The following is a 23,888-nucleotide window of genomic DNA, read 5'->3' as shown; positions in this document are numbered from 1 at the left end:
CTTACCTGTATTTATCGCCGACGGAAATTATTCCGTGATCAAAGTGCCTTCTTTTTCGCCCATCACGACGCGACGCAGCGCGCCAGGCTTGTTCATGTTGAAAACACGGATCGGCAGTTTATGGTCGCGAGCCAGCGTGAAGGCGGCAAGATCCATCACTTTCAGCTCTTTATCCAGCACTTCGCTGTAGCTCAGCTGATCGTACATGGTCGCGGAAGGATCTTTTGCCGGGTCGGCAGTAAACACGCCATCTACTTTGGTCGCTTTCAGCACCACATCGGCTTCGATTTCGATACCGCGCAGGCAGGCTGCGGAATCGGTGGTAAAGAACGGGTTACCCGTACCGGCGGAGAGGATCACCACGCGGTTGTTGCGCAGCAGGCTGATAGCCTCTGCCCAGCTGTAGTTGTCGCATACGCCATTCAAAGGAATAGCGGACATCAGGCGAGCGTTCACATAGGCGCGATGAAGCGCATCACGCATCGCCAGGCCATTCATCACGGTTGCCAGCATCCCCATGTGGTCGCCCACTACGCGGTTCATCCCCGCTTTCGCCAGACCAGCACCACGGAAAAGGTTGCCACCGCCAATGACCACGCCAACCTGAATACCCAGTTCGACCAGTTCTTTGATTTCCTGTGCCATGCGATCAAGGATGCTTGCGTCAATACCGAAGCCTTCCGATCCTTGCAGCGCTTCGCCACTCAGCTTAAGCAGAATGCGTTTGTACACGGGTTTTGCATTGGTAGCCATGTTTCTTTCCTGAGACTGTCAACGATTAAGATGGGGTTAATTCTGGCGACATGATATGTCGCAAATCAGCACAGCGATACTGGAGCCTGTCTGATTTCGTGAGACGGGTGACAAAAAGAAGCCGCCCTCAGGCGGCTCCTTTTCAATCATTAAGACTGCTTGGACATGGCAGCAACTTCTGCTGCGAAGTCAGTCTCAACTTTCTCGATGCCTTCGCCCACTTCGAAGCGGATGAAGCCAGTCACGTCAGCGTTGTGCTCTTTCAGCAGCTGAGCAACAGACTTGCTTGGATCCATTACGAAAGGCTGGCCAGTCAGAGAAACTTCGCCGGTGAATTTCTTCATGCGGCCTTCAACCATTTTCTCTGCGATTTCTTTTGGCTTACCAGACTGCATCGCGATGTCCAGCTGAACCTGGTACTCTTTCTCTACCACTTCAGCAGACACGTCTTCTGGCTTAACGAATTCTGGTTTGCTTGCAGCGATGTGCATTGCCAGCTGTTTAACCAGCTCTTCGTCAGCGCCTTTAGCCGCAACCAGAACACCGATACGCGCGCCGTGCTGGTAAGAGCCCAGAACATCGCCTTCCAGGGAAGATACGCGACGGATGTTGATGTTCTCACCGATTTTAGCAACCAGCGCAACACGCTCTTCTTCGAACTGTGCTTTCAGCACTTCAACGTCAGTGATTTTGCCTGCAACCGCTGCGTCCAGAACTTTGTTAGCAAATGCCTGGAAACCAGCATCTTTAGCAACGAAGTCAGTCTGGCAGTTAACTTCCAGAATGATGCCGTAGTTGCCGTCGATTTTGGTGATGATCACGCCGTCAGCAGCAACGTTGCCTGCTTTCTTAGCTGCTTTGATCGCACCGGATTTACGCATGTTTTCGATTGCCAGCTCGATGTCGCCGTTCGCTTCGGTCAGCGCTTTTTTGCAATCCATCATGCCTGCGCCAGTACGCTCACGCAGCTCTTTTACCAGGGATGCGGTAATTTCAGCCATTCTTAAATCCTCGGGAGATGTGAACTGCCCGGCCGGGAGCCAAACAGTATAAATTGAAAAAAGGGGCCGATAATGGGCCCCTATTCATACACGGTACTAATAAGGGGTAAAACCTTATTATTCAGCTTCTACGAAGCTTTCTTCCGCCTGAGAAGCCAGATCCTGGGAACGGCCTTCACGAACGGTAGCAGCTACAGCGCTCAGGTACAGGCTAACAGCACGGATTGCGTCGTCGTTACCCGGGATAACGAAGTCAACACCGTCCGGATCGGAGTTGGTATCAACGATAGCGAATACCGGGATACCCAGGTTGTTAGCTTCTTTGATTGCGATGTGCTCGTGGTCTGCATCGATTACGAACAGCGCGTCTGGCAGGCCGCCCATATCTTTGATACCGCCCAGGCTGTTTTCCAGCTTGTCCAGTTCACGAGTGCGCATCAGCGCTTCTTTCTTAGTCAGCTTATCGAAAGTACCGTCCTGAGACTGGGTTTCCAGATCTTTCAGGCGCTTGATGGACTGACGAACAGTTTTCCAGTTGGTCAGCATGCCGCCCAACCAGCGATGGTTCACGAAGAACTGGTCGCAGCTGTTAGCAGCATCTTTCACAGCTTCGCTTGCAGCGCGCTTAGTACCAACGAACAGAATCTTACCTTTACGGGAAGAGATCTTGCTCAGCTCAGCCAGGGCTTCGTTGAACATTGGTACAGTCTTCTCAAGGTTGATGATGTGAACTTTGTTACGTGCGCCGAAGATGAAAGGCTTCATTTTCGGGTTCCAGTAACGGGTCTGGTGACCGAAGTGAACACCAGCCTTGAGCATGTCGCGCATGGAAACAGTTGCCATGTTTAAAACCTCTATATTGAAAGTTGGGGTTATGCCTCCACGTATCCCATATTACCGACCCCGAAGGGCACCCCGGAATATGTGCCGATACGTGTGTGTTGTTACACAAAGTGAGATTTGTCGCTCCCGTCCAGCCTGTGTATCTGAGATGGATCGGAAGTCCGGCGCGCTTTATATCACAAAACACGGCCAGAAACCAATAATTGTTGGCGGAGTGTGCTGTTAATGATTCTCAATTTGGCACGGGGTGCGCCTGACTGATACCATTGACAACACTTACACTAGTATTGTCGAAAAAATCGACACCGATGGACAGATTACATGGCTATCTCTATTAAGACACCTGAAGAAATTGAAAAGATGCGCGTCGCCGGTCGTCTGGCCGCTGACGTGCTTGAAATGATCGAACCGTTTGTGAAACCGGGCGTCAGCACTGGCGAACTGGATCGCATCTGTAACGACTATATCGTCAACGAGCAGCACGCGGTCTCCGCCTGCCTTGGCTATCACGGTTTTCCAAAATCCGTCTGCATCTCTATTAATGAAGTGGTTTGCCACGGCATTCCGGATGACGAGAAGCTGCTGAAAGATGGCGACATCGTCAACATCGACGTGACCGTCATTAAAGACGACTACCACGGTGACACCTCTAAGATGTTCATCGTTGGCAAGCCAACGATTCTGGGCGAGCGCCTGTGTAAAGTCACCCAGGACAGCCTCTACCTGGCGCTGAAAATGGTGAAGCCAGGCATCCGCCTGCGCACCATCGGCGCCGCAATCCAGAAGTTTGTGGAAGCGGAAGGTTTCTCCGTGGTGCGTGAATATTGCGGTCACGGTATTGGTCGTGTGTTCCATGAAGAACCGCAAGTTCTGCACTATGATGCAGACGACGGTGGCGTAGTGCTGCAAAAAGGCATGACCTTCACTATTGAGCCAATGGTCAACGCGGGCGATTACCGCATCCGTACCATGAAAGATGGCTGGACGGTAAAAACCAAAGACAGAAGCTTGTCTGCCCAGTACGAGCATACTATTGTGGTTACAGACAACGGCTGCGAAATTATGACGTTGCGCAAGGATGACACCATCCCGGCGATACTGACGAACATTGAGTGATAAGAAGCCGGCGAATGCCGGCTTTTTTAATGGCGATAGCTTTTTCTTATGGGTGGCGCACGATGAGTAATCTCTTACCCGAACAGTATGCTAACACAGCACTTCCCACCCTCCCCGACCAGCCTGACAACCCGGGCGTCTGGCCACCGCATGAGCTGACCTGCGCGCATATCAAATCCCATATGGCGGTTTTCCATCGCTGGCTGGGTAGCGCATTTGATGCAGGCGTCTCAGCCGAACAGCTCATTGAAGCGCGCACCGAATTTATCGACCAGCTCCTGCAACGTCTGTGGATCGACTACGGTTTCGGGCAGGTGAGCGACGTCGCGCTGGTTGCTGTCGGCGGATATGGCCGGGGTGAACTGCATCCGCTCTCTGATATCGACCTGCTAATCTTAAGCCGTAAAAAACTGCCGGACGATCGGGCGCAGAAAATCGGTGAGCTGTTGACCCTGCTCTGGGACGTGAAGCTGGAAGTGGGTCACAGCGTGCGCACGCTGGAAGAGTGTCTGCTGGAAGGGTTATCTGACCTGACCGTCGCTACCAATTTAATTGAAACCCGCCTGCTGATTGGCGACGTGGCGCTGTTCCTCGAACTGCAAAAGCACATCTTTAGCGACGGCTTCTGGCCTTCAGAAAAATTCTTCGCCGCGAAAGTCGAAGAACAAAACCAGCGCCACCAGCGCTATCACGGCACCAGCTATAATCTCGAACCGGATATTAAAAGCAGCCCCGGTGGCCTGCGCGATATCCACACGCTGCAATGGGTCGCCCGTCGCCATTTTGGGGCCACCTCGCTGGACGAAATGGTCGGTTTTGGTTTTCTGACCGAAGCCGAACGTAACGAACTCAACGAGTGCCTGCATCTGCTCTGGCGCATCCGTTTTGCGCTGCACCTGGAGGTCACCCGCTACGATAACCGCCTGCTGTTTGACCGGCAGCTTAGCGTGGCGCAGCGCCTGAATTACCAGGGCGAGGGCAACGAGCCGGTCGAGCAAATGATGAAGGATTTCTTCCGCGTCACTCGCCGCGTCTCTGAGCTGAACCAGATGCTGTTACAGCTGTTCGATGAGGCGATCCTCGCGCTGACGGCAGACGAAAAACCGCGTCCGATTGATGACGAATTTCAGCTGCGCGGCACGCTGATCGATCTTCGCGACGAAACGCTGTTCATCCGCGAGCCGGAAGCGATCCTGCGAATGTTCTATACCATGGTGCGCAACAGCACGATCACCGGGATCTACTCCACTACCCTTCGCCATTTACGCCATGCGCGGCGTCATCTGAAGCAGCCGCTGTGTTACATCCCGGAGGCGCGCTCGCTATTCCTGAGCATGCTTCGTCATCCGGGCGCCGTCAGCCGCGGTCTGCTGCCGATGCACCGACACAGTGTATTGTGGGCCTATATGCCACAGTGGTCGCATATTGTCGGGCAGATGCAGTTCGACCTGTTTCACGCCTATACGGTGGATGAGCACACGATCCGCGTCATGCTCAAGCTGGAAAGTTTTGCCAGAGAAGAGACGCGATCCCGCCATCCGCTGTGCGTTGATTTGTGGCCGCGCCTCTCTCACCCCGAACTGATCCTGATCGCCGCCCTGTTCCATGATATCGCCAAAGGTCGCGGCGGCGACCACTCCGTACTCGGTGCCCAGGACGTGCTGAAATTTGCCGAGCTGCACGGCCTGAACTCACGTGAGACGCAGCTTATTGCCTGGCTGGTTCGCCATCATCTGCTGATGTCGGTTACCGCTCAGCGTCGTGATATTCAGGATCCGGAAGTGATCAAGCAGTTCGCCGAGGAAGTGCAAACGGAGAACCGCCTGCGCTACCTGGTCTGCCTGACGGTAGCCGATATCTGCGCTACCAACGAAACCCTGTGGAACAGCTGGAAGCAGAGCCTGCTGCGCGAACTGTACTTCGCCACCGAAAAACAGCTGCGTCGCGGGATGCAGAACACCCCGGATATGCGCGAGCGCGTGCGCCACCACCAGTTGCAGGCGCTTGCCCTGTTGCGCATGGATAACATTAACGAAGAGGCACTACATCAGATTTGGGCGCGCTGTCGCGCCAACTACTTTGTGCGCCACAGCCCAAACCAGCTTGCCTGGCACGCCCGGCATCTGCTGAAGCACGACCTGACGAAACCAATGATTCTGCTCAGCCCGCAGGCCACGCGTGGCGGAACGGAGATCTTTATCTGGAGCCCGGACCGGCCTTATTTGTTTGCGGCGGTCTGCGCCGAACTGGACAGGCGTAACCTGAGCGTTCACGACGCGCAGATTTTTACCACCCGCGACGGCATGGCGATGGACACCTTTATTGTACTGGAGCCGGACGGCAGCCCGCTGTCGTCGGACAGGCATGAGGGGATACGCTTTGGCCTCGAGCAGGCGATTACGCAGCGCAGCTGGCAACCTCCGCAGCCGCGACGTCAGCCAGCAAAACTGCGCCACTTTACCGTCGATACCGAGGTCAATTTCCTGCCGACCCATACCGACCGTAAATCGTTCCTTGAGCTGATTGCGCTCGACCAGCCAGGGCTGCTCGCCCGCGTCGGCCAGGTTTTTGCCGATCTGGGAATTTCGCTTCACGGCGCCCGAATTACAACCATTGGCGAACGAGTAGAAGATTTATTTATAATCGCGACGGCCGACCGGCGTGCCCTTAATAATGACCTGCAACTTGAAGTGCAACAACGGTTGACAGCAGCCCTCAATCCAAACGATAAAGGGTGACGTGTTTTTTAGTGAAATGGAAAGAGTAAACAATGCAGCAGTTACAGAACGTTATTGAGTCCGCTTTTGAGCGTCGCGCCGACATCACTCCGGCAAATGTGGATACCGTGACCCGTGAAGCGGTAAACCAGGTTATTTCCCTGCTGGATTCCGGCGCGCTGCGCGTGGCAGAAAAAATCGACGGTCAGTGGGTTACTCATCAATGGCTGAAGAAAGCTGTGCTGCTCTCTTTCCGTATCAACGATAACCAGGTTATCGACGGAGCAGAAAGCCGCTACTTCGATAAAGTGCCAATGAAATTTGCGGATTACGACGAAGCGCGCTTCCAGAAAGAGGGCTTCCGCGTAGTACCACCGGCAGCCGTTCGTCAGGGGGCATTCATCGCACGCAACACCGTGCTGATGCCATCCTACGTGAACATCGGCGCCTACGTTGACGAAGGCACCATGGTGGACACCTGGGCTACCGTCGGCTCCTGCGCGCAGATCGGTAAAAATGTTCACCTGTCCGGCGGCGTCGGCATTGGTGGCGTTCTGGAGCCACTTCAGGCTAACCCAACCATCATCGAAGACAACTGCTTCATCGGCGCACGTTCCGAAGTGGTTGAAGGCGTGATCGTCGAAGAAGGTTCTGTGATCTCCATGGGCGTGTACATTGGCCAGAGCACCCGTATTTACGATCGCGAAACCGGTGAAATTCACTACGGCCGCGTTCCAGCCGGTTCCGTTGTGGTTTCCGGCAATCTGCCGTCTAAAGATGGCAAATACAGCCTGTACTGCGCGGTCATCGTGAAAAAAGTGGATGCGAAAACGCGCGGTAAAGTGGGCATCAATGAACTGCTGCGCACCATCGATTAATCGGGTATAACAAAAAGCGGGGGCAACCCCGCTTTTTTTATATCCGAAGGTGGCGAAAATAGATTTTTTCGTTAATTATTCATAGGTTATGTTGAGATCAAGGGTACCGCTATGTACGATAATCTGAAAAGTCTGGGCATTACCAATCCTGATGAAATTGATCGTTATAGTCTCCGCCAGGAAGCCAATAACGATATTTTGAAAATCTATTTTCACAAGGACAAAGGAGAGTTCTTCGCCAAAAGCGTGAAATTTAAATACCCACGCCAGCGTAAGACCGTTGTCGCTGACGGTATCGGTCAGGGATATAAAGAAGTACAGGAAATCAGCCCTAACCTGCGCTACGTTATCGACGAACTCGATCAAATCTGCCAGCGCGATCGCAGCGAAGTCGATCTGAAACGTAAGATCCTTGACGACCTGCGTCACCTGGAAAGTGTTGTTACCCATAAGATCAGCGAAATTGAAGCTGATCTTGAGAAATTGACGCGTAACAAATGAGCCGTTTTATTGCCCGGTGGCGCTTCGCTTACCGGGCCTACGAACGCATGTAGTCAGGGTAAAGCGAAGCCGCCACCCGGCAAAAAGCATCATCTTTGTTCATCCAGCTGCAACGCCACATACAGCAGTAGCCGGTCGTCAAAATTCCCTAAATCCAGCCCCGTCAGTTCCGAGATCCGGTTTAACCTATACTCCAGCGTATTACGGTGAATAAACAGCGCTTTTGACGTTGCCAGCGGCTGCACGTTATGCCGGAACCACGCCTGCAACGTGCGGCGCAGCAGCCCGTTGTTGTCCATCGCTTTCAGACGCACAAGCGGGCGCGCCAGCTCGTTGGCCTGCCAGCCACCGCGCAGGCTGTCGAGCAGAACCGGCAGCATCAGATCCTGATAGAAATAACTGCGGCTCTCCGGCATGCGCTGTTTACCCACCATCATGGTAGTGCGCGCCGTTCGCCATGAACGGGCGATACTTCCCGGCCCGGTAAAGTAATTTCCCAGCGCGACGCGAAAACGGAGCTGTCCGTTCTCCTTCATGCGCTCGATGAGCAGCTCAACGCGGCGACGATGATCTTCCGCGTCCCAGCGGCCAAACTGATTAAGCGCAGGCTTGAGCACCACCATTTCCGTCAAAGAGACGATTGCCACCAGGTTGTTTCGCTCCGGCGTCGCCAGCATATTTTGCAGCTGCTGTAGCTCCACCATGGCGCTGTCCACGCCAAGCTGGCCGCTATCCACCTCAATAACGGCGACCACGCGCGGCTGATTCAGGTCGATACCCAGACGCTGCGCCCACTCGCTCAGGGCAGGCGTGTGCTCCTCCGCCTGGATCAAATTCATCACCAGCTCTTCACGCAGGCGGCTGTCCTGGGCGAGCAGGTGCATCAGACGCGACTGCTCCAGCATCATCTCCGCCGTCATGCAGACCAGCTCGCCGTATTTACGCAGCGATTCAGGATCGCCGGTCAGACCGATAACGCCAACAATCTCTCCTTCCAGACGCAGCGGCAGGTTGATCCCCTGACGGACCCCGTGCAGATGTTTCGCCACGGCGTCATCAATGTCGACCACGCGCCCCTGAGAGAGCACCAGCAACGCCCCTTCGTGCAATTCACCAATACGCTCACGATCGCCGCTGCCGATAATGCGCCCTCGGGCGTCCATTACGTTGATATTGGTATCGATGATTCGCATGGTGCGCGCCACGATATCCTGCGCCATTTTGGTATCAAGATGCCAGCCAGCCATATAACCCTCCCGTGAGCAGAGCTCAAGCATAGGGAAGTTCAGCTAAGGCTGCATTGTGCAGATGCCCAAAGGCAGAGAGAGATGTATGGAGTTGTGGGAAAGGTCACAGAAAAAAGAAAGCCCCTGCGTACAGGGGCTTAAGAAGATTACTGCATCAGGAGATAAATAGAGGTATCACCACGCTGAATATTCAGTGCCAGCACGGACGGCTTGCTGTCGAGAATTTTGCGCAGTTCAGCGATGTTTTTCACCGGCTGCTGGTTAGCGCCCATGATCACATCACCTTTTTTCAGGCCGATACGGGCAGCAGGTGAGTTCGCTTTCACGTTGTTCACCACCACGCCTTTATCTGCCCCTTTGTTGCTCATCTCAGCACCTTCAATACCGCTGAAGATGGTGCTGGAATCCACCTGATTCTGACTGCTCTGTTGCAGTTCCAGGCTCACGTTAACTGGCTTACCTTCACGCAGCAGGCCGAGGGTCACTTTACTGCCGATTGGCATAGAACCCACTTCCGCACGCAGGGCGGCAAAGCTGCTGATCGGTTTACCGTTCAGAGAGGTGATCACGTCACCCGCTTTAATGCCGGCTTTCGCCGCTGAAGAGTTCGGCATGACCTGGCTCACGAATGCGCCGCGCTGAGCGTCCACTTTCATCGCTTTCGCCAGCTCGGAGTTCAGCTCGGTCCCCATGATACCCAGCTCACCGCGTTTCACCTGTCCATATTGCACCATCTGCGCAGTCAGGTTTTTCACCATGTTGCTCGGGATAGCAAAGCCGATACCGATGTTGCCACCGTCCGGTGCCAGGATAGCGGTGTTGATACCGATCAGTTCACCGTTCAGGTTAACCAGCGCACCGCCGGAGTTACCACGGTTAATGGCCGCATCCGTCTGGATGAAGTTTTCATAGTTTTCCGCATTCAGGCCGCTACGTCCCAGCGCGGAGACGATACCCGAGGTCACGGTTTCGCCCAGACCAAACGGGTTACCGATGGCGACAGTGTAGTCACCCACGCGCAGCGCGTCAGAGTCGGCAAGCTTAATCGCCGTCAGGTTCTTCGGATCCTGAATTTGAATCAGTGCGATATCGGAGCGCGGGTCTTTACCGACCACTTTGGCATCGAATTTACGGCCATCGCTCATCTGAACCTTAATGGTGTTAGCATTATCTACCACGTGGTTATTGGTCACCACGTAGCCTTTCGCTGCATCAATAATAACGCCCGAGCCGAGTGCCATGAATTTCTGCTGCTGGCCGCCGCCCTGACCGTCATCCCCTGCGCCGCCGCCCTGACAGAACGGGGAGCTCTGGAATGGCGAACCGTCCTGGCAGAATGGCGAATTGTCGCCGAAGAACTGCTGGAAATTACGCGGCATACGCGGCGTATTGACGGTTGTGCTGCCCTCAACGTTAATACTCACCACCGATGGCATCACTTTTTCGAGCATCGGGGCCAGGCTTGGCATCTGCTGCGCAGTCGCTGCCGAGGAAGCTGTCTCGGCCGCCGTCGCCAGAGGGGACAACGCTAAACCTAAACTCAGAGCCAGTGCACTCATTGCTAATGTGGTTTTTTTCATGTTTCTCAATCTCGATTTACCAGATAACGCAAAATTGCTGTGTAACTCAGATTCGTTTTATACCGCTTAGTTCCGGGATTAAGTTTATGGAAAAAGTAAAAATTTATTGGTCGTCTTTACAAAACTCATGGCTTATTCAACGGCCATAAGCTTGCGGTATTCATCCCAGGCATACAAATCTGTCATCCCGCTGATATAGTCCTGGATAAGACGACAGCGATAATAATATTCCATGACTGGCCATTGGGAAGAATGACGATCTATTTTACTGACGGCCTCAATGTATGCCAGCCGGTGACGGGTTGAAAGCTTCTGATAGAGACGAGATTCAATCGGCAGGCGGCGAACACGTTCATTTTCGACCAGCTCGCAAAACTCATCGACCGTCAGCTGGAGCAGCGGGCCATAAATTTCCAGCAACCCGCTGATAACCCGGTATCCTTGCAGCTCCAGCTGTTCGACATCCGGGTGGCTGAAAACATGGCGAACAGCCACGTTTTTATATAATTCAAGCAGCTGACTAAAACTGCTCTCATCTTCCAGCAGGGCGTGATTAAATTCCCCGCTAAATATCATCGGCAAATTATCAATGAAACGGGCGGCCGCATACGGCACCAGTTTATTCAGCGTATTGACCCGCAAATACATAAAGAACTGATCTTCGGTACTGCGGCTCAGCGAATTTGAACGCGATTTATCCCAGGCATTCTCGACGACCTGTGCAAACAGAGAACCTTTTTCATGCTCTCCCCAGGCATCGTGAAGATGCTGATACAGCTCCTCGACGCTGAATATTCTTTTTTCCACTGCGTCTTCCAGATCGGCCACGCAATAAGAAATGTCATCAGCCGCTTCCATAATCCACGTCAATGGAAAACGGCCATTCGGCGTTAGCGAAAGTTCTTTACGCAACCGTTCAATGTACGCTTCTTCCGACAGGTAATAGCCCGGTTTTTTCATCAGGTAGCTATGGGTGGCAGGCGTTTCCCCCATCCACCACGCGGGACGCGTGTATTTAAGAATACAGCCCACCTGCGCCCAGGTCAGATTCATGCGCATCAGGGAGTGCACCAGACGGATCCCCTGCGCGTTACCTTCGAAATGACACAGATCCTGACGCACCTTGCGGCGCAGATCGTTCAGGCTATCTTCGCCCTCACGCAGGCGTAAATCGCGTACCACACAGCGGTCATCGCTGAGCGGCTGGCTTATGGCGTCAGAGGGAAAAAGCCGCTGTTTAAACCAGTCATTGATGGCGGCCTCGCCGAAATGACCAAAGGGAGGATTGCCGATATCGTGCATCAGGCAGGCCATCTCAACGATGCTTTCGAACGGCCCGGTCAGTTCATCCAGCCCGTAGGTTTCCAGCAGACGTTGCTCTTTAAGACGGCTGAGGATCTCTTTTGCAATGTAGCGCCCCACCTGCTGCACTTCCATGGAGTGCGTTAACCGCGTACGCACCGCGGCGTTACGCTCCAGCGGGAACACCTGGGTTTTTTGCTGTAACCGGCGGATGGCGGGCGAATTGATGATGCGTCCGCGATCGCTTTCAAAAATGCGCAGGATCTCATGTTCGCTCTTATCGCCCTGCGGCGAACGGAAACGTCGGTGCCAGTTAATTTTGGTGCGAAAATCGATTGGTGCCATGTGCTCCCCCGCGTGAGAATGCGTTTCCCCTTAACCGCATGATAGACTATGCATCTTAACAAGGCACATCGCGAGTAAATCTATGAAAATCGGCATTATTGGTGCAATGGAAGAAGAAGTTACGCTGCTGCGTGACAAAATTGAGAACCGTCAGACCCTCTCCCTCGGTGGCTGTGAGATCTACACCGGCCAGCTGAACGGCGTTGACGTGGCTCTGCTGAAATCAGGCATCGGTAAAGTTGCAGCGGCACTGGGCGCGACCCTGCTGCTTGAGCGCTGCAAGCCTGACGTTATCATTAATACAGGTTCGGCGGGCGGTCTGGCGCCGACGCTGAAAGTGGGCGATATCGTGGTTTCCGACGAAGCGCGTTACCACGATGCAGATGTCACCGCATTCGGCTACGAATATGGTCAGCTTCCGGGCTGCCCGGCCGGGTTTAAAGCGGATGATAAGCTGATTGCCGCCGCTGAAAGCTGCATTAACGAGCTGAACCTCAATGCGGTGCGTGGCCTGATCGTCAGCGGCGATGCCTTTATCAACGGCTCTGTTGGTCTGGCGAAAATCCGTCATAACTTCCCGCAGGCTGTGGCCGTTGAGATGGAAGCCACGGCCATTGCGCACGTGTGCCATAACTTCAGCGTGCCGTTCGTGGTTGTTCGCGCGATCTCTGACGTGGCGGACCAGCAGTCCCACATCAGCTTCGACGAGTTCCTGGCCGTTGCGGCCAAACAGTCCACCGTGATGGTGGAAACCCTGGTGCAGAAACTGGCGCGTGGGTAAGGTGTCATTCAGGGCGCTGGTCGCCCTGCTTCTGCTCGCCCCGGCCTGGCTCATCGCCGCGCCACGGGTGATCACACTCTCCCCTGCCAATACGGAACTGGCGTTTGCCGCCGGGATTACGCCCGTTGCGGTGAGCAGCTTTTCCGATTATCCACCGCAGGCCGCCCATCTCGAACAGGTTGCCACCTGGCAGGGAATGAACCTGGAACGCATCGTGGCGCTGAAGCCCGATCTGGTTCTTGCCTGGCGCGGCGGTAATGCCGAACGACAGGTGGACCAGCTCTCTTCGCTGGGAATAACGGTAAAATGGGTAGATGCGGTGAGCATCGAACAGGTGGCGCAAACCCTCCGTGACCTCGCGCCCTTCAGCCCTACCCCCCAACGCGCCGAGCACGCTGCACAGCAGATGCTCAACGACTATGCTGCGCTAAAAACCCAATACGGCACGCAACCGAAACAACGCGTTTTTCTGCAATTTGGCAGCCAGCCGCTGTTCACTACCGGGAAAGGCTCGATCCAGAACCAGGTGCTTGAGATCTGTGGAGGTGAAAATATCTTTGCTGAAAGCCGGGTCCCCTGGCCGCAGGTCAGTCGTGAGCAGGTTCTGGCGCGACAACCGCAGGCCATTGTGGTGGTCGGAAATGCGAGCGAGATTCCTAAAATAGAACAATTCTGGCATCGGCAGCTTAAAATTCCGGTCATCGCACTCAACAGCGACTGGTTTGAACGCGCCAGCCCGCGTATTATCCTCGCCGCAAAACAACTCTGCGCCGAACTGGCAGAGAGTCACTCAAACAGATAAATACCCTATTCGAGGATTTAACGATGCTCGTGTATTGGCTGGATATTCTTGGCACAGCCGTTTTTGCGATCTCCGGCGTTTTGCTTGCCGGAAAACTACGCATGGATCCTTTTGGCGTACTGGTGCTCGGCGTCGTTACGGCGGTAGGCGGCGGAACGATTCGCGATATGGCGCTGGCAAACGGCCCGGTATTCTGGGTAAAAGATCCAACGGATCTGGTGGTGGCGATGGTCACCTGCCTGTTAACCATCGTGCTGGTTCGTCAGCCTCGCAGACTACCAAAATGGATATTGCCAGTGCTGGATGCCGTCGGTCTGGCGGTCTTTGTGGGAATAGGCGTGAATAAAGCCTTTATTGCCGGGACTGGCCCGCTGGTGGCGATCTGTATGGGCGTGTTGACCGGCGTGGGCGGAGGGATTATTCGCGACATTCTGGCGCGAGAAGTCCCGATGATCCTGCGAACGGAAATCTACGCGACGGCCTGTATCATCGGGGGGATTGTTCACGCCACGGCGTATTATACCTTTGCTGTCCCGCTGGAAAACGCGGCGATGCTGGGGATGGTGGTAACGCTGGTGATCCGTTTAGCGGCGATACGCTGGCACCTGAAGCTGCCGACGTTTGCACTGGATGAAAATTCAAGATAGGTATCGTTTATAAGCCCGGTGGCGCTTCGCTTACCGGGCCTACAATTTGCATTCAGGTTAAATACTGAATGAAGAACCACACCCGCAGGTGCTGGTCGCATTCGGGTTAGTCACCACAAAGCGCGAACCTTCCAGACCTTCAGTGTAGTCCACTGAACCGCCCACCAGATATTGCAGGCTCATCGGATCAACCACCAGCGCGACGCCCTGTTTCTCGATAGTCATATCACCATCGTTAACCTGGTCGTCAAAGGTAAAACCATACTGGAAGCCACTACAGCCGCCGCCGGTAATATAAACACGCAGTTTCAGATCCGGATTGTCCTCGTCGGCAATCAGGGTTTTCACTTTTTTCGCTGCTGCTTCGGTAAATTCCAGCGGCAACGCTACGTCATCACTCATCTTATGCTCCCATGAATACTGCGACTGCTATTGGGTAAAAATCACCCAATTCTTTTTGTCATTATCTAATACCCTGGTAATTCATTCAAGTATTCTGCTTCAGGGCCTGTTCAGCTTCCTGTTTCGCCAGGGTACGGGCAAGAATGGTGGAGTATAGCGGTTTTCCACCCAGGAATTGGGCTAATAGTGTCGCGCCGAGGCAGGTAATGATCATTGGCAAAATGAGCTGGTAATTGTCGGTCATTTCCAGCACCAGCACGATCCCGGTCAGCGGCGCACGCAGGGAGGCCGCCAGCAGCGCCCCCATTCCCGCAACCGCAAACGTTCCCGCATCCAGATGGTAGGCCGGGAAGCCTGCCGCCGCCGCCATCCCGAACGCCGTACCCAGCAGCGTCCCCAGCGCCAGCATCGGGGCGAAAATGCCGCCCGGGGCACCAGAGGAGAAGCACAATACCGTGGTGATGACGCGTGAAATAAACATAAACAGCAACAGGCCTACGCTGAAATTCCCCGCCGCGGCAATGGGAATCAGACCGAAACCGCCGCCCGCCGCATTCGGTTCGATAAAACCGAGGATCCCGCACACGCCACCAAGCAGGCCCCCCACCAGCACCCATTTCGTGGTATTTCCGCCATGGATGCGCTGAAACATATCCTGCGCCCGTAAAATCAGGGTGTTAAAAAGCGGGCCAACGACGCCAAAAATCATCCCAAGAATCAGATACAGCCACAAAGTATTGACCGGCGCATTAGTTAGCTTGTCAACTTCAATCACCGCCCCTTCGCCGTTAAAGACGCGAAAGACAATGCTCGACATAATCACGCCGGTAAACACCGCTTTAATGGAGATCAGGTTGTAGCGGAACTGGGCGCGCATCTCTTCAATGATAAACAGGATACCCGCCAGCGGCGCGTTAAACGCGGCAGACAGCCCGGCCGCCGCCCCCGTTGCCAGCAGCGTATGGCGCGCTTCGGCGCTGCGCATACGGAACAGATCGCCGACCATGCGCCCGACGTTACCGCCCAGCTGTACCGTTGGTCCTTCCCGACCGAGCACCATGCCCGCTCCGAGCGTTCCCATCCCGCCGATAAATTTCACAGGAAGCACGCGCCACCAGCGAACCGGGCGTAGCTCTTCCAGCGCCCCCTCAATTTCAGGGATCCCCGAGCCACCTGCTTCAGGTGCGAATTTACGCACCAGAAAATAGCCCACCATGGCAAACAGGGCCGAAAGGCCAAAGGCCCACACCCAGACCAGCCATTCACGATCCGCGAAGCTGGCGACGGTGCCTATGCGCCAGTTGAGCACCGCATTGACGGCTTTCTCAAACGCGACGCCTACCAGCCCGGCCAGCGTGCCCACAACGGCGGCTGCCACCAGAATGGCTAACGGGGTTTTGTCACGGTTGAGCAGCCGCCGGATACTGACCCGGTGCTTCGCGCGCGTAAACTGTTGTTGTTCAAAAGAAGGCGTGTTCTCGTTCATTACCTGTTCTGTTTCGTCATACAAAAGGCCGCAGGGATTCTACCAGAGACAATCCCCTCGTCCCCTGAAAAATACTTAACAATTGTTAAGCCTTCTATGGGGCAAAAATTTTATAACCTCTTCCGAATCACTTAGAATAGTTGCCTTAACTCATTTCTACGAACCAGGAACGACGCCATGAGCAAGTCTGAAAACCTCTACAGCGCAGCCCGCGAGCTAATCCCAGGCGGCGTGAACTCACCCGTGCGCGCCTTTACCGGCGTGGGTGGCACCCCGCTGTTTATCGAACGTGCGGATGGTGCATATCTGTATGATGTGGATGGTAAAGCCTATGTCGATTACGTCGGCTCCTGGGGCCCGATGGTACTGGGGCATAACCACCCGGCGATCCGCAACGCGGTGATTGAAGCCGCTCAGCGCGGCCTGAGCTTCGGTGCGCCAACCGAGATGGAAGTCAAAATGGCGGAGCTGGTCACCGAACTGGTGCCAACGATGGACATGGTGCGTATGGTGAACTCCGGTACCGAAGCGACCATGAGCGCTATCCGTCTGGCGCGCGGTTTTACCGGCCGTGACAAGATCATCAAGTTCGAAGGTTGTTATCACGGCCATGCCGACTGTCTGCTGGTGAAAGCCGGTTCCGGCGCGCTGACCCTCGGCCAGCCGAACTCCCCGGGGGTGCCGGCTGATTTCGCGAAACACACGTTGACCTGCACCTATAACGATCTGAACACCGTTCGCGCCGCGTTCGAGCAGTATCCGCAGGAGATCGCCTGCATCATCGTTGAGCCAGTTGCGGGCAACATGAACTGTATCCCACCGCAGCCTGACTTCCTGCCGGGCCTGCGCGCCCTGTGCGATGAGTTCGGCGCGCTGCTGATCATCGACGAAGTGATGACCGGCTTCCGCGTGGCGCTGGCGGGTGCCCAGTCTTATTATGGCGTGGAGCCGGATCTGACCTGCCTCGGCAAAATCATTGGCGGCGGCATGCCTGTCGGCGCGTTCGGTGGACGTAAGGACGTCATGGACGTGCTGGCGCCAACCGGTCCGGTTTACCAGGCGGGTACGCTCTCCGGTAACCCGATTGCGATGGCGGCGGGCTTTGCCTGTCTGACCGAAGTGGCGCAGCCGGGTATCCACGAAACCTTGACGGACCGGACGACGCAACTGGCAAACGGTTTGCTGGAAGCCGCAGAAGATGCGGGTATTCCACTGGTGGTGAACCACGTGGGCGGGATGTTCGGGATTTTCTTCACCGATGCGAAAACCGTGACCTGCTATCAGGACGTGGTGAAATGCGACGTGGAACGCTTCAAACGCTTCTTCCACCTGATGCTGGAAGAAGGCGTGTATCTTGCCCCGTCAGCGTTTGAAGCAGGCTTTATGTCCGTGGCGCACAGCGAAGAAGATATCAATAACACCATCGACGCAGCGCGTAAGGTATTTGCGAAGCTGTAAAATGTGCGGCTTGATGCCCTCACCCCAACCCTCTCCCACAGGGAGAGGGAGCAAACACTAAAACGGCAATCTAAGGATTGCCGTTTACTTTTATTACCGACTCTGCTTTCTCAACAGATAAATAAAGTAAGGCGCGCCGATAAAGGTCGACAGGAGGCCCGCCGGGATCTGATACGGGAACAGCACCATCCTTCCGCACCAGTCAGCAAAGACCAGGATCGCCCCGCCCGTCAGCGCAGAGATCACGATATGCGGCAAAGTCCTGCGGAAACCCATCATACGGGCGATATGCGGCGCCATTAATCCGACAAAACTGAGCGGGCCGATAGTCATGGTGGCCGTCGCCGTCAGGCACGCGGCCAGCAGCAACAGCGCAATGCGCGTTGGCGTCAGCGCCACCCCGACCGCGCGGGCGGTATCCCCACCCAGCGGCAGAATGGTCATCCAGCGGCGGCACAGCGGCACAATCGCCAGCAGCACGATCATCACAATCCCGGTATGCACCACCTGACTGCCGGTGGCGTTGTATGTTGAACCGGAAATCCATGTCAGGATCTGCGCCATGCGCGGATCGCCGCTCGCCTGCAACATCATCAGCAGCATAGTAAACGCGGTGCTGAGCGCCATCCCGGCCAGCAGCATGCGGTGAGGTGAGAAACCACCTCGCCCGGAGGCGATCAGGATAATCATCAGCGTGACTGCCGCACCGATACTCCCGGCAGGCATCAGCCAGCCGAACGCATTTCCCGGTACGAGGAACAACATCAACACTACGCCAAACGCGGCCCCGGAGCTGATCCCTAATACTTCCGGGCTTGCCATCGGGTTGCCGGTGAGACGCTGGATAATACAGCCCGCCACCGCCAGCATGACGCCCGCAATCAGCGCGGAGAAAATCCGCGGCCAGCGCCACTGCATGAGTTCATGCAGCAAATCCCCCGTTGCCCAGTGCCAGCCCGTGGCGTCGCGTCCCAGCGAGAGTGCGGCAAACGAGGCGATAACCAGCACTGCCAGCCCGGCAAGGCTGAACCACACCACCGACTGACGCTCGGCATGCACTTTATCGCCGGCATCCATCGCCGGAGCGCTAATGCTGCGCAGGCGCGGCAGCAGCCACAGCAGCAGCGGCGCGCCGATCAGGGCCGTCACCGAGCCCGTGGAAACTTCCATCCAGACGCGCGCCAGCCAGAGAATGAGCTGATCGGAAAGCCAGAGGATCAGCGCACCAATCAGCGGCGCCAGCATCAGACGCGCCAGCAGACGGCGCGCGCCGAGCATTTTTGCCAGCAATGGCGCAAACAGGCCGATAAAACCGATGATGCCGACGGCGTTAACCAGTAACGCGCTCAGCACAATCGCCAGGGTCAGGGCCGCCAGACGGGCCAGCGACAGCGCCAGCCCGAGATTGCGCGCCACGCCGTCATCAAGGCCCATCAGCGTGAGCGGACGCAGCAGCAGCAGCGTCAGCACCACGCCGCCAAACAGCTGCGGCCACAGGCGCTGGACGATACTCCAGTCGGTCTGGGTGAGCGTGCCGGTACTCCACATAAACATGCTTTGCAGCTGGTCGTGGTGAAACAGCACCAGCAGCTGGTTGATCGCCCCACAGTAGAGGCTGACGACCAGCCCCGCGAGGATCAGCGTGACCGGTGAGAGACGTTTTCCCCAGGCTACGCCAAAGACCAGCGCACCGACCACGCATGCGCCTGCCAGCGCGGCAAACTGCGAGGTTAACGCTCCCGGCAGGGTCCAGAGCGTGGTGATGGTGATCCCCAGCTGAGCCCCCGTCGCCACGCCCAGCGTGGTTGGCTCCGCCAGCGGGTTACGTAGCACCTGCTGAAACAGTACGCCCACCAGTCCCAGTCCCGCCCCGACCAGCAGGGAGATAGCCAGACGCGGCAGCAGGCTGTAGTGGAACAGCATTTGCTGAATATTGTCGATATCCGGTGCGGCAAACGCGGCTGCCCACTGATCGCGCGGTAATGCCGTGGTCAGGTTAAAGCCGGTTAATGCCAGGGCAGCCAGAAAAATGAGCGCTAACAGTAACATCGGGAAACGGGCCATACGCGTGCTCATGCCTTGCCTCCCAGTGCATTGTCCAGCACGCGGGCAAAATGCATGGCCGACAGCGTCGCGCCGTAGAACCATACCGCTGGCGCGCGCAGGAAGCGCTGCTCGCGGACGAACGGCATTGCCTGCCAGAGCGGAGTCGCCATCAGGGTTTGCATTTCGCGCTCATTGCCGTGGTCAAAGCACAGCACGTCCACATCACGAAACGCCGCCAGGCGGTCAATCCCCACGGCGGTACTGCCCCAGAATGTCATCTCGCCTTCCCAGGCATTGCGAATGCCAAAGCTGTCGAGTACTTCCTGGAACAGACAGTTATTTCCAAAGACCAGCATATGGCGGGCATCCAGCAGGGTCACCATCAGCAAAGGCCGATCGCCACGGTGGGCAAAGCGCGGCTTAAGGGAATCAATCAGCGCATCAAATTCATTGAGATGTTTTTTCGCCTCAGCCTCACGGTTGAGGAACTGCGCCATCTCGTGGATGGAATTTTTTGCCATGGTCAGCGGCTTTTTACCGTCGCTAAAGGAAAAGCCCCGTCCGGGCGCAATCTTCGCCATGGTCTCTTCCGACGGGCCATACCCCGCAGACCAGAATAAATAAGACGGTTTCATCTGGGTGAGAAGCTCGAGGTTCGGCTCCGTACGCAGACCGATGTCGATGACGGAGTCCGGCAGTTTTGGCTCATTCACCCACAGGGTGTAGTTAGGAATATCGGCCACACCGTAAGGCGTCACGCCCAGCGCCATCATCAGTTCGACGGGCAACCACTCCAGCGCCACGATGCGGTGCGGATCGACTGCGGCAGCGCGGGCCGGGCCCATCTTTAACAGCAGCGGTGAGAGCGCCATGGCCGTTAGCAGGCGACGGCGGCTAATTAATGTTGGATCCAGCATCAGTAGACAAAGCTCACGGGTGCAGCCCCAGCCGGGTGAGGCAGAATGCCCATAGGAATACCGTAGATATGTTCCAGCGTTTCGCTGCGCATCAGTTCGGCAGGCGTACCCTGAGCGATCATTTCACCGCCGCGCAGCGCTACCAGATAGTCGCAGTAGCGTGCCGCCATGTTGATATCATGCAGAACGGCAATCACCGTCAGGCCGCGCTGCTGGCTTAAGCGATGCACCAGCGCCAGGACGTCAACCTGATGAGCAATATCCAGCGCTGAAGTGGGTTCGTCGAGCAGCAGGCAGCGGCTGTCCTGCGCTACCAACATCGCGATCCATGCGCGCTGACGCTCGCCACCGGACAGGCTATCCACCAGACGGTGCGCCAGCGGTTTTAACCCAACCAGCGCGATCGCCTCTTCCACTTTCTCTCTGTCAGCAACGCCAAAACGCCCGAGCGCACCGTGCCACGGATAACGTCCAATCGCCACCAGCTCGCGCACCGTCATCCCCTCCGCCTGCGGCAACTGCTGCGGCAGATAGGCCACCTTGCGGGCAAAGGCCTTACTGCTCCAGCTCGCCAGCGGCTGGTCATCCAGCAGAATGTCGCCCTCGGACGGCGGCTGATGACGGCCCAGCATCTTCAGCAGCGTCGATTTACCGGAACCATTGTGCCCGATTAAACCGGTCACTTTACCTGCGGGAAACGTCAAAGAGAGCGGATGCAGCAAGGTGCGCCCGGGTACGCGAAAGGAGAGATTGTTGAGCGTGAAGGTGGAGTCGGATTGCGTTTTAGTATCCTGCATGTCAGCCAACTTAAATAAAAAGGGCACGGCGAACCGTGCCCATAAAGAGGTTAGAAGCGGAAGGTCGCCGTGGCAACAACCTGGCGTCCTGCTCCCCAGTAGCATGCATACTCGCTGTAGCAGCTGGAGACGTATTCACGATCAAAGATGTTGTTCACGTTGACGCCGACGGAAGAGCCCGGCAGACCGAAGCGCGCCAGATCGTATTTCACGGTCGCATCCGCCAGGGCATAACCCGCGACGTTAAAGGACTCATAGGCTTTAGGCGACGCTGAGGAGTAGTACGTCACCGTGTTACCGATGTAGCGAGCACCCGCACCAACGGTCAGGCCACTTAGCGCCGTCTCGTGGAAGGTGTAATCCGCCCACAGTGATGCCATGTTGCGCGGTACTTCTGCCGGACGACGACCTTCATACCAGGTGTCGTGGGTGTATTCCGCATCGGTGTAGCTGTAGGCCGCCGTCACGTTCACGTTAGCCGACACCGCCGCTTTCGCTTCCAGCTCAAAGCCTCGGGAGCGAATTTCACCGCCCTGCACGCTAAAGCCGCTGGTCGGGTTCGCCGGATCGGCGGTCAGGTTATTGTTCTTGGTCAGCTGGTATACCGCTGCCGTCACTACAACAGGCAGATCTTTTGGAACATACTTCACGCCCGCTTCATACTGCTTGCCGCGTGCCGGATCGAACGGTTTGCCGCCCTGGGTGGTGCCAGAGAGCGGTTCAAAGGATTCACTGTAGCTGAAGTATGGTGTAATCCCGTTGTCGAACAGGTAGTTAATCCCCCCGCGCCAGGTAAATGCCTGATCGTTAATTTCCGCGGTGGTTCCGTTATTACGGTTAAAGGCAGACGTTTTCGCAAAGTCATAGCGGCCACCCAGGGTGAGTACCCACTTATCCCATTCAGCCTGATCCTGCGCATAGAGCCCGGTCTGCTCCTGACGATTGAGCATGGCATACGGGAAGTTCACATTGACGTTCGCATTGCCGTGCTGAGGATTGTTCATGCTGATCGGATCGGCGGTGCCGTAGTCAGCATCAATGTCATTTCGCATACGAAGGTAATCCACACCCGTCAGCAGGGTATGGTCAACGGCGCCGGTCGCGAATTTCGACTGGAGCTGTGTATCAACCGTGAACGAGTTGAGGTCTTCATCTGAGCGCACGTAGGCACGGCTGATCTGGGCCGGGGCGATATAGCCGTTACCGTAAACTGAACGGTACAGCGTGTTGATTTTGGTATAACGCAGGTTCTGACGCACGGTGAAGGTGTCGTTGAATTCATGCGCGAAGCTGTAACCCACCATTTTCTGACGACGGGAGATCTTATTGTCTTCATCACCTTCGTTGAAGTCGGTCGGCAGTTTGTGCGCTTTTCCGTTAGCATCATAGTAAGGCACAACGGTACCTTCACGTGGCAGCCAGCCGTAGTAACCCGCATCCGGATCGCTCTGGAAGTTGCTCAGGAAGGTGAAATCGGTTTTATCATCAGGACGCCAGCTGAAAGACGGCGCAATCGCGTAACGAGTAGATTTCACCATTTCCTGCTGCGCGTTCTCACTACGTCCCAGACCGGTCAGACGGTAGGACCACACGCCGTCATCGTCAATCGCGTCGCTGAAATCAAACCCCGTCTGCCAGAGGTTATCCGTCCCCATTTTGAACTGAATTTCTTTTAACGGTTCCGTGGTTGGACGCTTGCTGACCATACTCACTACGCCGCCCGGATGGCTTTTGCCATACAGTACAGACGTCGGGCCACGCAGCAGCTCTACGCGCTCAAGGAAGTACGGGTCCATGGACGCTTCAGAGTAGTTGTCTCCCTGCAACTTCATACCATCCAGATACTGGTTGGTATTCACGGTGCTGGAGGTTGTGAAACCACGAATCGAAACCACATCGTAAGTTGTTGAGGCGCCGCGCGTTGCGAAAACGCTTGGGGTGTAGGCCAGGGCCTGTTTAACCGTCCCCGGCTGTTTCATGTCCATCTCTTCACGAGTCACAACAGAAATAGACTGCGGGGTTTTCTCAATGGGTGTATCGGTTTTCGTCGCCGTTGCAGTGCGTTTTGCCGCAATCGTCGGTGCAGGACCCCAGGCACTTTCCTGTGCAGCCGGTGCGGCAGTCACGGTGATGGTTTCTTCTTTCTTGGGGGTTTCAGCGGCCTGTGCATAAGCAGACATGCCGGCAACCGCTGTGGCTACGACGGCTGCGATTTTACGCAGCGACGTGTTAATTGGCTGAGCAGTATTGGAAAGCGCCATGATGGATC

The 23,888-nt window shown here is 55.8% G+C and carries 20 protein-coding genes; 8 read left to right on the top strand and 12 right to left on the bottom strand.

What is annotated here, in order from left to right:
- Nucleotides 1-27: 27 nt before the first annotated feature.
- The 3 genes from pyrH to rpsB form a co-directional block, all read right to left on the bottom strand.
- Nucleotides 28-753: a UMP kinase gene (gene pyrH / locus ACQG0S_RS04025; RefSeq protein WP_008501910.1), complete on the bottom strand. Its 726-nt coding sequence runs from the start codon at nucleotides 751-753 to the stop codon at nucleotides 28-30.
- A 149-nt stretch (nucleotides 754-902) separates the two neighbouring features.
- Nucleotides 903-1,754: a translation elongation factor Ts gene (tsf, locus tag ACQG0S_RS04020; RefSeq protein WP_015572722.1), complete on the bottom strand. Its 852-nt coding sequence runs from the start codon at nucleotides 1,752-1,754 to the stop codon at nucleotides 903-905.
- Nucleotides 1,755-1,871: 117 nt separating this feature from the next.
- Nucleotides 1,872-2,597 (bottom strand): 30S ribosomal protein S2, encoded by a 726-nt coding sequence (rpsB, locus tag ACQG0S_RS04015; protein ID WP_022647105.1) that lies wholly within the window; start codon nucleotides 2,595-2,597, stop codon nucleotides 1,872-1,874.
- Nucleotides 2,598-2,918: 321 nt separating this feature from the next.
- On the opposite strand from rpsB, the gene map reads away from it, so the two are divergent.
- From map to ACQG0S_RS03995, 4 genes are all read left to right on the top strand, one after another.
- Complete coding sequence (gene map / locus ACQG0S_RS04010; RefSeq protein ID WP_022647104.1) at nucleotides 2,919-3,713, top strand: type I methionyl aminopeptidase; 795 nt, start codon at nucleotides 2,919-2,921, stop codon at nucleotides 3,711-3,713.
- Between the two features lie 62 nt (nucleotides 3,714-3,775).
- Nucleotides 3,776-6,451 carry a bifunctional uridylyltransferase/uridylyl-removing protein GlnD gene (glnD, locus tag ACQG0S_RS04005; protein WP_032676702.1) on the top strand — a complete coding sequence of 892 codons (2,676 nt, stop codon included), beginning with the start codon at nucleotides 3,776-3,778 and terminating at the stop codon, nucleotides 6,449-6,451.
- 32 nt (nucleotides 6,452-6,483) lie between these two features.
- Nucleotides 6,484-7,308, top strand: coding sequence for a 2,3,4,5-tetrahydropyridine-2,6-dicarboxylate N-succinyltransferase (gene dapD / locus ACQG0S_RS04000; protein WP_003856214.1), 825 nt, complete (start codon nucleotides 6,484-6,486; stop codon nucleotides 7,306-7,308).
- Nucleotides 7,309-7,419: 111 nt separating this feature from the next.
- Nucleotides 7,420-7,809: a DUF3461 family protein gene (locus ACQG0S_RS03995; RefSeq protein ID WP_022647102.1), complete on the top strand. Its 390-nt coding sequence runs from the start codon at nucleotides 7,420-7,422 to the stop codon at nucleotides 7,807-7,809.
- An 89-nt stretch (nucleotides 7,810-7,898) separates the two neighbouring features.
- Here the strand turns inward: ACQG0S_RS03995 and ACQG0S_RS03990 are convergent, their stop codons facing one another.
- The 3 genes from ACQG0S_RS03990 to dgt all read right to left on the bottom strand — a co-directional run bounded on the left by ACQG0S_RS03990 (nucleotide 7,899) and on the right by dgt (nucleotide 12,283).
- Nucleotides 7,899-9,056: a CdaR family transcriptional regulator gene (locus ACQG0S_RS03990; protein ID WP_003856217.1), complete on the bottom strand. Its 1,158-nt coding sequence runs from the start codon at nucleotides 9,054-9,056 to the stop codon at nucleotides 7,899-7,901.
- 146 nt (nucleotides 9,057-9,202) lie between these two features.
- Nucleotides 9,203-10,636, bottom strand: coding sequence for a serine endoprotease DegP (gene degP / locus ACQG0S_RS03985; protein ID WP_022647101.1), 1,434 nt, complete (start codon nucleotides 10,634-10,636; stop codon nucleotides 9,203-9,205).
- 132 nt (nucleotides 10,637-10,768) lie between these two features.
- Nucleotides 10,769-12,283: a dGTPase gene (gene dgt, locus ACQG0S_RS03980; protein ID WP_023299363.1), complete on the bottom strand. Its 1,515-nt coding sequence runs from the start codon at nucleotides 12,281-12,283 to the stop codon at nucleotides 10,769-10,771.
- Nucleotides 12,284-12,365: 82 nt separating this feature from the next.
- On the opposite strand from dgt, the gene mtnN reads away from it, so the two are divergent.
- From mtnN to ACQG0S_RS03965, 3 genes are read left to right on the top strand one after another with little or no spacing between them, the layout of a single operon-like run.
- Nucleotides 12,366-13,064: a 5'-methylthioadenosine/S-adenosylhomocysteine nucleosidase gene (mtnN, locus tag ACQG0S_RS03975; protein WP_003856223.1), complete on the top strand. Its 699-nt coding sequence runs from the start codon at nucleotides 12,366-12,368 to the stop codon at nucleotides 13,062-13,064.
- Nucleotides 13,057-13,866: a vitamin B12 ABC transporter substrate-binding protein BtuF gene (gene btuF, locus ACQG0S_RS03970; RefSeq protein ID WP_048965721.1), complete on the top strand. Its 810-nt coding sequence runs from the start codon at nucleotides 13,057-13,059 to the stop codon at nucleotides 13,864-13,866. The genes mtnN and btuF overlap by 8 nt, the downstream gene beginning before the upstream one ends.
- 23 nt (nucleotides 13,867-13,889) lie before the next feature.
- Nucleotides 13,890-14,513 (top strand): TRIC cation channel family protein, encoded by a 624-nt coding sequence (locus ACQG0S_RS03965; RefSeq protein ID WP_003856227.1) that lies wholly within the window; start codon nucleotides 13,890-13,892, stop codon nucleotides 14,511-14,513.
- Nucleotides 14,514-14,570: 57 nt separating this feature from the next.
- On the opposite strand, the gene erpA is transcribed toward ACQG0S_RS03965, so the two are convergent.
- The gene (gene erpA, locus ACQG0S_RS03960) at nucleotides 14,571-14,915 is read right to left on the bottom strand and encodes an iron-sulfur cluster insertion protein ErpA (RefSeq protein WP_003856230.1); all 345 of its coding nucleotides are present in this window, start codon (nucleotides 14,913-14,915) and stop codon (nucleotides 14,571-14,573) included.
- A gap of 85 nt (nucleotides 14,916-15,000) precedes the next feature.
- A complete protein-coding gene (gene clcA / locus ACQG0S_RS03955) occupies nucleotides 15,001-16,401 on the bottom strand; it encodes a H(+)/Cl(-) exchange transporter ClcA (protein ID WP_426750042.1) in 1,401 nt (466 codons plus the stop codon).
- Between the two features lie 177 nt (nucleotides 16,402-16,578).
- On the opposite strand from clcA, the gene hemL reads away from it, so the two are divergent.
- Nucleotides 16,579-17,859 carry a glutamate-1-semialdehyde 2,1-aminomutase gene (hemL, locus tag ACQG0S_RS03950; protein ID WP_048965719.1) on the top strand — a complete coding sequence of 427 codons (1,281 nt, stop codon included), beginning with the start codon at nucleotides 16,579-16,581 and terminating at the stop codon, nucleotides 17,857-17,859.
- A gap of 93 nt (nucleotides 17,860-17,952) precedes the next feature.
- Here hemL and fhuB read toward each other — a convergent pair whose 3' ends face one another.
- Genes fhuB through fhuA form a run of 4 tightly spaced genes read right to left on the bottom strand, consistent with a single transcriptional unit; the run spans nucleotide 17,953 to nucleotide 23,880 of the window.
- On the bottom strand, nucleotides 17,953-19,935 hold the full coding sequence (fhuB, locus tag ACQG0S_RS03945; RefSeq protein WP_032625558.1) for a Fe(3+)-hydroxamate ABC transporter permease FhuB: 1,983 nt from the start codon (nucleotides 19,933-19,935) through the stop codon (nucleotides 17,953-17,955).
- Nucleotides 19,932-20,822 carry a Fe(3+)-hydroxamate ABC transporter substrate-binding protein FhuD gene (gene fhuD, locus ACQG0S_RS03940; RefSeq protein ID WP_023299359.1) on the bottom strand — a complete coding sequence of 297 codons (891 nt, stop codon included), beginning with the start codon at nucleotides 20,820-20,822 and terminating at the stop codon, nucleotides 19,932-19,934. Before fhuD ends, fhuB begins: the two co-directional genes overlap by 4 nt.
- A complete protein-coding gene (gene fhuC, locus ACQG0S_RS03935; RefSeq protein WP_022647093.1) occupies nucleotides 20,822-21,619 on the bottom strand; it encodes a Fe3+-hydroxamate ABC transporter ATP-binding protein FhuC in 798 nt (265 codons plus the stop codon). Before fhuC ends, fhuD begins: the two co-directional genes overlap by 1 nt.
- A 50-nt stretch (nucleotides 21,620-21,669) precedes the next feature.
- Nucleotides 21,670-23,880: a ferrichrome porin FhuA gene (fhuA, locus tag ACQG0S_RS03930; RefSeq protein ID WP_023299357.1), complete on the bottom strand. Its 2,211-nt coding sequence runs from the start codon at nucleotides 23,878-23,880 to the stop codon at nucleotides 21,670-21,672.
- Nucleotides 23,881-23,888: the final 8 nt, after the last annotated feature.

Origin of the sequence: Enterobacter cloacae complex sp. 418I7 (assembly GCF_050030705.1) — a bacterium.
Classification (GTDB): Bacteria; Pseudomonadota; Gammaproteobacteria; order Enterobacterales; family Enterobacteriaceae; genus Enterobacter; species Enterobacter intestinihominis.
Note: the sequence above shows the minus strand (reverse complement) of the source record. Positions and strands in the feature narration are given on the sequence as shown.